Origin of the sequence: Staphylococcus sp. EG-SA-15 (assembly GCF_017151895.1) — a bacterium.
Classification (GTDB): domain Bacteria; phylum Bacillota; class Bacilli; order Staphylococcales; family Staphylococcaceae; genus Staphylococcus; species Staphylococcus aureus.
The window spans coordinates 1-247 of sequence record NZ_JACVZN010000150.1; the positions used below are offsets into that span (position 1 = coordinate 1).

General features: G+C 32.8%; 1 pseudogene. It reads left to right on the forward strand.

The features are described from left to right. Positions 1 to 165 (forward strand): annotated as a pseudogene (locus IDG64_RS15375) (hypothetical protein); the annotation flags it as partial. Positions 166 to 247 lie beyond the last annotated feature (82 nt).

Here is a 247-nt window from a genome sequence, read left to right on the forward strand (position 1 = left end):
CTGATTTCAGGTGCGATTGCTTTCGGTATATTAGTTTCTGAAATTCTATATTACCTATACACACGTATCAAACAACTGTATGGTAAAATCAAAGGTAAGACATATAAAAAATCTTACAACATGAATATAATTACCGGTCGTTTATATCTGCGACTCATAGTATGACTCATTAAGCCTAAAATTAAGCTTCCCAAAAATGAAGCGCCAACTTTTCCAAACTCTAAATCTACCGTTAATTGGTAAATCG